The 9,111-nt window shown below is 58.1% G+C and carries 9 protein-coding genes; 3 read left to right on the top strand and 6 right to left on the bottom strand.

All coding sequences use genetic code 11. The annotated features are described in order from the left end of the window. Window positions 1-9: 9 nt before the first annotated feature. The gene (locus tag K3725_RS21790) at window positions 10-609 is read right to left on the bottom strand and encodes a cytochrome c (protein WP_260018989.1); all 600 of its coding nucleotides are present in this window, start codon (window positions 607-609) and stop codon (window positions 10-12) included. Between the two features lie 698 nt (window positions 610-1,307). On the opposite strand from K3725_RS21790, the gene K3725_RS21785 reads away from it, so the two are divergent. From K3725_RS21785 to K3725_RS21775, 3 genes are all read left to right on the top strand, one after another. Continuing rightward, a complete protein-coding gene (locus K3725_RS21785; RefSeq protein ID WP_260018988.1) occupies window positions 1,308-2,033 on the top strand; it encodes a response regulator in 726 nt (241 codons plus the stop codon). Then, window positions 2,030-3,409, top strand: a complete 1,380-nt coding sequence (locus tag K3725_RS21780) for an ATP-binding protein (RefSeq protein ID WP_260018987.1) — start codon at window positions 2,030-2,032, stop codon at window positions 3,407-3,409. Before K3725_RS21785 ends, K3725_RS21780 begins: the two co-directional genes overlap by 4 nt. Window positions 3,410-3,551: 142 nt before the next feature. After that, window positions 3,552-3,992, top strand: a complete 441-nt coding sequence (locus tag K3725_RS21775) for a cytochrome c (RefSeq protein ID WP_260019060.1) — start codon at window positions 3,552-3,554, stop codon at window positions 3,990-3,992. 64 nt (window positions 3,993-4,056) lie between these two features. On the opposite strand, the gene K3725_RS21770 is transcribed toward K3725_RS21775, so the two are convergent. From K3725_RS21770 to K3725_RS21750, 5 genes are all read right to left on the bottom strand, one after another. Then, window positions 4,057-5,286 carry an ABC transporter transmembrane domain-containing protein gene (locus tag K3725_RS21770; protein WP_260018986.1) on the bottom strand — a complete coding sequence of 410 codons (1,230 nt, stop codon included), beginning with the start codon at window positions 5,284-5,286 and terminating at the stop codon, window positions 4,057-4,059. Between the two features lie 105 nt (window positions 5,287-5,391). Continuing rightward, window positions 5,392-5,886, bottom strand: a complete 495-nt coding sequence (locus K3725_RS21765) for a cupredoxin family protein (RefSeq protein WP_260018985.1) — start codon at window positions 5,884-5,886, stop codon at window positions 5,392-5,394. Window positions 5,887-5,989: 103 nt separating this feature from the next. Continuing rightward, window positions 5,990-6,697, bottom strand: coding sequence for a copper resistance protein B (locus tag K3725_RS21760; RefSeq protein ID WP_260018984.1), 708 nt, complete (start codon window positions 6,695-6,697; stop codon window positions 5,990-5,992). 28 nt (window positions 6,698-6,725) lie between these two features. Then, window positions 6,726-8,558, bottom strand: a complete 1,833-nt coding sequence (locus K3725_RS21755) for a copper resistance system multicopper oxidase (protein ID WP_260018983.1) — start codon at window positions 8,556-8,558, stop codon at window positions 6,726-6,728. Window positions 8,559-8,735: 177 nt separating this feature from the next. Next, complete coding sequence (locus K3725_RS21750; protein ID WP_260018982.1) at window positions 8,736-9,059, bottom strand: hypothetical protein; 324 nt, start codon at window positions 9,057-9,059, stop codon at window positions 8,736-8,738. Between the last annotated feature and the right edge of the window lie 52 nt (window positions 9,060-9,111).

Here is a 9,111-nt window from a genome sequence, read left to right as displayed (position 1 = left end):
GTCCCGCCCTCACTCCTCACGGAAACGGGTATGGCACGCTGAACAGGTTTGGCTCAGCATCATGAACACACCGTCGGCAGGCATCTGGGACAGGGCCTCGGCACTTGGACTGCTGCCCATCATTGCGCCGCCGCCCATCATGCTGCCGCCCATCATGCTTCCTGAACCCATATGAGATGATCCCATCATTGTGCTGTTGGACATCCTGCCTGCCCCTTGGGCTTCTGACATCATCAAGCCGTTCTGCGCCGCCGAGGCCAGACCATCAGAATAGGTCTGCAATCTTTCCGCGAGATCGACGAAATCCTCCCAGTCGGTCCATATGTCAGCCTTGGCTTCAGATGGATGCCTATTTGAACCTTCTGGAAAGAGCGCCGTCAGGACATCACCTGCATGGGCTCCGATTTTTTTTGCCTCTCTGCGGACTGCGGCTGCATCATAGGCCGTTTTTCCCTGCATCATCGGAGCCAGCACTTTCATGCTGTCTTTCATAACTCCCATGCCATCCATCCGTTCCTTAACGACCCCTGTTGCACCGCTATGGGCATGAGCAGCTACAGCAATGAGCGACGCCAATGCGGCGCCGGAAACCAGTTTGGAAAGTGTCATCTTGTTTTCCTGAAATAATTTGAGATTGCGCTTTGAAGGCGCAGGATCAGCATTCAGGAAAGGTAACGGGGCGGCGGCGGATCAAAGCCAGTGATCGTAAACCGCCTCAACAGGGCCAGCGGCATATCATGACGAGAGATCTGCATGCTTGGCCGCATTGAAAGGCAATTGCCTATGAGAACAGCGAAACCACCACAGAGCGAACTGCCATGACAGTGTTCAGTATGGCTACTGCCCGCCTGTTCTTGATCAGTGTCCTGAACAGTGACAGTGATATGCGCTCCGCCGCCAGCCCCATGTGCATTTGCCTGACTTGCAGACAGGAAGATAACTGCGACGAGTAGACCCGCAGCCAGCAGCAAATACCCGATTTCCAGTCTGGCAAAAAGGCGCACTGCTCAGTTTATCCCGTTTTCGTGGCTAAGTTCACGGACACAGGCAACGATGCCTTTCCTACCCATCCGGGTCAAGCGGCCGACCGTCGCGTTTCACTCTGCTGGACCACGCGGCTTGTTCATTTGGGAGCTTAAATTTATGCACTCGAAGATAAGCAGGAAAGCCTTCTGCAAGGACTGCTCGCTCGCTGCAGAGTGTTTTCAATACTGCGCAAACAGAGAAGCAAGCGAAGCTGCCTCTGATACACTTCGCGACAAATCTCTCTCGAACCTTGCCGCAGTGTTCGTATATTTCAAACAAGTATGAGCAACACCCCCCATATTCTGGTGGTCGACGATCACCGCGAAATCCGGTCTGCGGTCACACGTTACCTGGAGAAAAACGGCTTGCGGTCCTCCGCCGCCAAAGACGCCAAAGAAATGGATGCGATGCTCGCGTCCGGAAGCTTCGATCTGGTTGTTCTGGATGTGATGATGCCAGGTGAGGACGGGTTGTCGGTTTGCAAACGCTTATCTCAAGAAGGGCAATTCCCAGTGCTGCTGTTGACCGCCTTGGGCGAGGAGCACGACCGGATCACCGGGCTGGAGACCGGTGCAGACGATTACTTGGCCAAACCTTTTAACCCGCGCGAGCTGCTGGCCCGCATTCGGGCCATCCTGCGCCGTACAGCAAAGGAAGAACCACCCGCAGGCCGCTTGGCAGGAAAACGCGTGAAGTTCGGGCAATGTGTTTTGGATAGCGACAGGCGGGTGATCCTTGACAGCGCAGGACAAGAGACGGCGTTGACCGGCTCCGAATTCAAGCTGCTAATCGTGCTGCTAGAGCGTAACCGCCTGGTACTGAGCCGCGATCAGTTGATGGATCTGACCGCTGGCCGTGCAGCGGCGCCAATGGATCGGACAATTGACAATCAGATCAGCCGCCTCCGCCGCAAGATCGAGAGTGATCCCTTGCGCCCGCGCCTGATTACTACGGTTCGCAATGGCGGATACTGCTTGTCCGTAGATATCGAGGTTCTGGATCAATGAGTTTTGCTCCGCGCAGATTGCGGTCGCAGTTAGTGCTTTTGGTCGTGCTGGCGCTGGCCGCCGCACAAGCCGTAAGCCTGTTCTTCTTGTCTGGGGAACGCAGCCTAGCGATCCGGGCTGCGATGAGCACCGAAGCAGCCGGCAGGGCAGCCAATGTCGCAAGGCTGATTGAAGAAGCTCCCCCGTCCCTTCACCCCTCGATTATCCGGGCTGCCAATTCTCCCTTGGTGCGTTTCGAACTGAGCGATGGCCCGAACGTAACGCACACTTCACATGACACCGATGGTGCTGCCGAGGCACGGGTTCGCGCACTACTGGGCGGAGACACCAACCGGGAGATCAGGGCTGAACTGCACGAGACTGATAGTGCTGGACTGCCACTTCCGTATCTGGAACCAGAGATGGCTGAGATCCATCGGGAAATGATGCGCGGCCAGATGCTGGCAATTGAATTGAACCTGTCAATTGCGCTGAGCGATGGCCAATGGCTGAACGCAGCGACATTGTTCGAGCGGCCACCGCTGCAATGGTCCTTACAGCCGACTATCACTTTTGCCCTCAGCGCAGGCTTCATCCTGGCTGTAATTTTTCTGTTTGTGCTGACCCGTGTCACGGCTCCACTGCGCATGCTTTCTTCAGCGGCGGAAAACCTGGGGGGTGAGAAAGCTACTGAACCGCTTCCCTCAGAAGGGCCTCTGGAGGTACAAGAGCTCATCCATGCGTTCAACAGGATGCAGCATCGAATAACCAGCCTGGTTGCCGAGCGTACCCGGATGCTTGCCGCATTAGGCCACGACCTGCGCTCACCGCTGACAGCCATGCGGGTGCGGGCAGAGTTTGTGGAAGACGATGAAACCCGCTGTAGCATGATATCCCTTATCGGGGAGATGCAGAGCATGGTCGAAACAACACTCTCCTTTGCCCGTGGTTTGGCGGACGCAGAAGAGCCTGAAGATTGCGAGCTGGGCAGTTTTCTCCAAGCTTTACGAAACGACATGCTGAACGGTTTTGAACTGCTGCCTGGGGATCCCGTCCAGATCTGCCTGCGGCAGAACGCCATCCGCAGGGCTCTGCGCAATGTGATTGAAAACGCGCTGAGGTATGGCGGCGCGGCGCAGGTTGAATATCGATTACAGGACGGCGGCGCGGTAATCACAGTGTCGGACCCAGGACCGGGTATTCCGGAAACTGACTTGGAGCGTGTATTCGATCCCTTCACGCGATTGGAAGAGTCTCGCTCGCTTGAAACCGGCGGACACGGGCTGGGGCTGTCGATTGCCCGCACCATCCTGCGCGCGCATGGCGGCAGCCTCACATTGCGCAACCAGCCAGTGGGCGGTCTCTGCGCCGTGCTGAAGCTGCCGCTTGGACAGTGAGACCGGCTATTTTCGGATACACACCGATACAAATCACGGGCCGTACAGGCGTTGACCTTCCCGCGCTGGAAGGCCGCAAATCTAATGGCCGCCAGGACGGCTCCCGCAACGGTGGCAACTTTAGAAATTGGACGGTGAAGACATGAACAGAACGGGCCTTTTACTTGCAATAGCAGTGATTGCCGTCGGCGGATTTGCCATGTGGGGCGTTTCCCGGCCAACAGAGCAGAAGCCGGGAGCAGCGGAAGCCACATTGGAGAGCGTAGCTATTGTTGAGGTTAAGCTGCCCGAGACCCTTTCTGAAAACGCACAGGTCGGAAAACGCATCTTTGAAGCCAAATGCGCATCCTGCCATGGCGAAAACGCCGCTGGTCAGGAAGGGGTTGCCCCGCCGCTGGTTCACAAGATCTATGAGCCAAGCCACCACTCCGATACCGCATTCCTGCTGGCTGCCAAAAACGGCGTACGAGCACATCACTGGCGGTTCGGAAACATGCCGCCAGTGCCCGGAGTGACTGATGGCGAAGTCAACCTGGTGACACGCTACGTGCGCGAGCTGCAGCGCGCAAACGGGATCCAATGAGATCGGACGGACTTGCCAGCATAGCTTCTTCCGCCAGAAGGCTGGGCTGCAGCGCTGCTGGATGTCAGCATTTCACTGCCGGCATTAAATCCGCTTTCTGAGGTTCCAACAGAAACCCCAGGATCTCCTTGTAGCGTATCCGGGTATCTTCGAGCTGCTGATAAAAGCGGAACAGCTCTTTCAGCGGAGCTGAGAAATCCTTATGCGCCGCCAATACCGCGATCAGAGCGCCCAGAGTGATGCGTTCCTCAAGCACAAAGTACCCGCCTAGCGAATAAAAGAGGAACGGTGTCAGAGCGGTCAGGAAATTGTTCAACGCCTTGGCAAAGAACTTCACCCGGTGGATACGTCTGCGGATCGCCTCCAACTGCCGCAACGAGGCCATTGTAAGCAGCACATCTCTGGGGCGGTCCTGTTCAGGGTTCAGCTGTTCCGTTAGACCGCGGGTAAGTCTCCGCATCTCCTGAATACGTTCCCGGCTCAGCCGGTTTACGATACGCTGCAAATAGGGCAGCAGAAACAGTTGCAGCGGCAGAACAGTCAGTGCCGAAGCACCCAGGATCGGATCCTGTATGAACATGAACAGCAGGATTGTAAGCAAGGTTCCGCCCTGGGTCACCGGAAGCGCAACCAGATCCGCTGCAAAGCCGCCAATCGGCTCTGCTTCCTGCCCCAGAATTTGCGGAAGCTCGCTTTTTCGCGGGCGGCCGGCTTGTTTGCGCCAACGACAATAGATGAGCAGCCGGAGACGTCTGAGACAGCGTTCGGCAAGCCGCCCTTTCAGCACATTCAGCAAGTACTTCCCGACACCGTTCAGCGTGATTGCCAGCAGAAAAACACCGCTTAGAACTGCCAGATGCTGCGTAGCAGTCAGATCATATCCCAGCAGGCGCAGCGGTGCGTGCGATTTGCTCAATACGTTATTCACGATCTGCTTGGGCAGTTCCAACGATAGATACAACACAGGCAATAAAGACAGGCTCAGAAGCAGTAGGAAAAACTGCTGCCGGCGCGTGGTCCGGGCAATGTGGGTAACTAGGTTCCGGTCAAGACCGGCGACGGACACGGTCAACGCGGTCGCAAGGCTGGCGGAGGAACGCGCAAGCCGCAAATGGAGCGCCCGGCCGAGCAGCGCAGCCGCAGAGACTGCCAGCAGCGCCGGGGCCAGCAGTAGAACCAGATGCATTGCTGGATGCAGCCATTCCGGCGAGGCTTCATTAAGTCTGAAGCCCAGCCAATTCGCGACGCCATGGACGAAAGAGAAGAGTTCTGGAAAAGATTGCTCGGCAGGCATTGAACACAGTTGGCAAAAGGAAAGAAAAGGCGCGGCAAATCAAAAGATTTACCGCGCAGTGGGGCGCCAGCTGCATTTTCGTGAGTGGTATGGCGCCCGGGAGTGTTACTCTATAGCGACTTTTCCATACATGCCGGATTCATAGTGACCCGGGATCAGGCAGGCGAATTCGAATGTACCGCCATTGCTGAAGTTCCAGATGACTTCGCCGCGTTTGCCAGGAGCCAGGGTGACGGCATTCGGCGTATTGTGCATTTCCATCCCGCCAGCCATTGCCTGCTTGTGCATGGCGTTTCGTTCTTGGGTATCCAGAACGAATTCGTGGTCCAGTTCACCTTTGTTCACCACCATGAAGCGGATGGTCTCACCCTGCTTGAACTCCATGGATGAGGGGGAGAAAATCATTTCTCCGTCGTCGGTTTCTTTCATAATCACTTTCACTGTGCGGCTAACCTTGCTGCGGTTTCCGGGCATGCCGGCCGCCATCTGCTCGCCGTGGCTGCCATGGGCGCCTTGGCCGTCGCCGTGGCCCGAAACACCGGCCAGAACAGGTGTGCTGGTCAGAGCAGCCAGCGCCGCGGAAATGAAAAGCTTCTTCATTGGTATCTCCATGATTTCGAGAGGGGAAATTACCCTTCCGCCGCCGGAACTATGGCGGAAAGGGGATCCACCAGACCGGGCTGTCCCAGCCTGGCGTCAGAGTTCAGAACATCAGGCGGGTTCCGAAGACGACCGAGAACACACCGTTCTCTTCACCGCTGGCGCGCAGCAGATCCGCTGTGCCGCCAAAGGATTCCTCGTAGTTTACGCCGATGTAGGGAGAGACCGCCCGGTCAATCAGGTCGTAGCTCAGCCGCAGACCTGCTTCGACCGTGGCGCCGCCTGCTGCTTGATCGTAGGCTGGATCATCCTGCAGCGGCACTGTCAGCTCTAGGTTCGGAGTCAGGATCAGGCGGTTGGTCAGCGCAGCCTCATACTCTCCCTCGAACCGGAAGAATGAGTTGTCCGACAGGTACAGGTCGGCGTCGATTTCGAACCACTGCGGCGCCAGCCCCTTGAGGCCCAGCACCGCGTTGTAGCGATCAGGCAAGCCGTCTGGCGTGCTGGCCTGCACCCCAACCACTGCATCAAAAAAGGTAGACACCGGGAACTGCAGCCTCAGCTGGTTTTCCAGGGCTTCAAGCTCGCCCGATCCCTGAACCCTTTCCCCTTCACTGCGCCAGACAAGTTTCAGCTCATCGGTGCCGATCATGGCATCGAAATCCCAAACAAAGGCGTCCTCACCGTCGCTTTGCCTGTATTCTAGCTGCTCTGCCTGAAAGCCGTAGATCAGCTGCTCTGCCCTGGCAGGGGCGGAACAAAGTGCCGCCGCGCCGGCAGCGGCAAAGGCCGCGTTGCGTGTTTTGCTCATGTTTGCGTCTCTTTCTGATCTTGCAGGGTCAAGCGGGGCCGCCTTCGACGATCACTTTGCGGAACATACCCGCGTCAGCGTGGTAGGAGAGGTGGCAGTGAAAGGCCCACTGGCCTGTCGCATCGACTTCGGTTTCAGTGTAGACGGTGGTGCCCGGCGCGATGCTGACAGTGTGTTTGATGGGATCCCTGCGGCCCTTGCCGGTATCCAGGATCGTCCACATGCCATGCAGGTGCATCGGGTGGGCCATCATGGTTTCATTGACGAATTTGAACCGGACCCGTTCGCCGTACTTCAGCCGCAGCGGCTCGGCCTCGGACAGCTTCTTGCCATTGATCGACCAGATGTAGCGCTCCATGTTGCCAGTGAGGCGCAGCTCGATCTCGCGTGTCGCCGGACGGTCCCTGTAGAGCGGCCGGCGGGCGCTGAGATCATCATAGGAGAGGAATTTTCCACCGTTGGCCGCGCTGGGAGTCAGCCCGCTGCCCGCCGCGTAAAAACCCTCCTGTTCGCCGGCCATCACCATCTGATGCCCGTTGTGGTTCATCCCCGCCATTGCGCCGCCTTTGGATGTCTTGGCGCCGCTCACATTGTGCTGGCTATGGTCCATTTCAGCCGTCGGTTCAGCTTTGGCCGGCGCAGCCATGTTGTGCTGACTGTGGTCCATTCCAGCCATGGACGGGCTGTCAGAGGCGGCCGGCATCTGGTGCTGGCTGTGATCCATGCCGGGCATCATCATGACACTGTCGGACATGCCGGTGTCGCTGCGCATCACATGGCCTTCCATGCCCATGTCACCCATCATGCCGGCCATATCGGCCATCGTCAGCCGCGGCTTGGGTCGCATTTGCGGAACTGGCCCAGCCAGCCCCTCGCGCGGCGCCAGGGTGCCGCGCACCATCGCGGTGCGGCCCATGGATTCCGCCAGAATACTATAGGCGCGGTTTTCCTTGGGCTGCACGATCACGTCATAGGTCTCCGCCACCGCAATGCGCAGCTCATCCACGGTGACCGGTTTCACGTCATTGCCGTCAGCCTGCACCACAGTCATTTTCAGACCGGGCAGCCGCACATCAAAATAGGCCATGGCGGAGGAGTTGATCAGCCGCAGCCGGACTTTCTCGCCTGGCTTGAACAGGCCAGTCCAGTTCTGCGCTGTGCTCTGGCCGTTAATCATCGGAGCAAAGCCCTGAACATCCTCGATGTCAGTCGGCATCATTCGCATCCGGCCCCACATCTTGCGGTCTTCCAGCGCCGCCTTCAGGCCCATGCTGCCGGAATCCTGGATCAGGTCCTGCAGCGTGCGCTGCGAGCGGTTGTAGTAATCCGCCGACATCTTGAGATTCCGCATGATCCGCTTGCCGCGGTGCGGGTGGGTGTCAGTCAGTTGCACCACATAGTCGCGGTCCGCCCGCACCGTTTCACCGCGCTTCGGTTCGATGACGATGGCGCCATAGGCCCCGTCCGGCTCTTGAAAGCCGGAATGGCTGTGGAACCAGTAGGTGCCCGCCTGCGTGATCGGAAACTTGTAGGTGAAGGTTTCGCCCGGCTTGATGCCGTCAAAGCTGATCTCCGGCACCCCGTCCTGGTCGAAGGGGAGGATCAGCCCGTGCCAGTGAATCGAGGTGTCCTCGCGCAGGTTGTTTGTCACATTGAGCGTGACCTCTTCGCCTTCCTTCAAGCGCAGGATCGTCGGGGTCTGGCTGTTGTTGTAGCCGACACCGGACTTGCGGAAGTCCCCGGCGTTGATGCCGATCTTGTCCACTGTGATGTCATAGGTCCCGGCCTGGGCCGCGGCAGTCGCGGACAGGGCAAGGGCAGCGCCGGCAATGGCCGTGCGCCAAGGTGCGATGGGTGGCATCGTCAATCCTTTGGTCTGTTGAGATGTTGATCAGTTGGCCCCTGCAGGCATCCGCAAGCGCAGTTTTTGCGCGCCGGAATCAGCCGAAGCAGCAGTCACTCATAGAACGGTGCAATTGCACGCTGCTGCAGTCCTCAAGCGAAGGGAATGCCAAGCAGAGGGCTCAGGTGCTTGGGATCACGTTTTGGGAGGTGGAAGGTGCGCTTCAGGCGCCACAGAAGCCAAGCCGGAATCATTCAGGACGACCGCCAGCTTTCCTGCTTTTTCGGTGATGGAAACTTGCTGCCAGGGCTGCAGTGCAACCGGGACTTCACAGGCCGCAGCCTTGTGGCATGGGCCGGGGCCGGAATGGCTGTGCCCGTCTGCCGTTTCATGCTGGGCAACAGGAGCGGCCTCAGCCTGATTTTCTACTTCTGCAGTCAGGGGCGCGAAAAGTGCGGACAGCGCCAGCAACAACGCCAGCGTCAACGATGTCCACAATTTTCCCGCTTTTGAGCGCATAAAACAGCTCCGTTTCCCTTAGCTCTATCTAGCTAGCCAGTGTGGGTCTCCA

This window comes from Leisingera sp. S132 (assembly GCF_025144465.1).
In the GTDB taxonomy this organism is placed as follows: Bacteria; Pseudomonadota; Alphaproteobacteria; order Rhodobacterales; family Rhodobacteraceae; genus Leisingera.
Note: the sequence above shows the minus strand (reverse complement) of the source record. Positions and strands in the feature narration are given on the sequence as shown.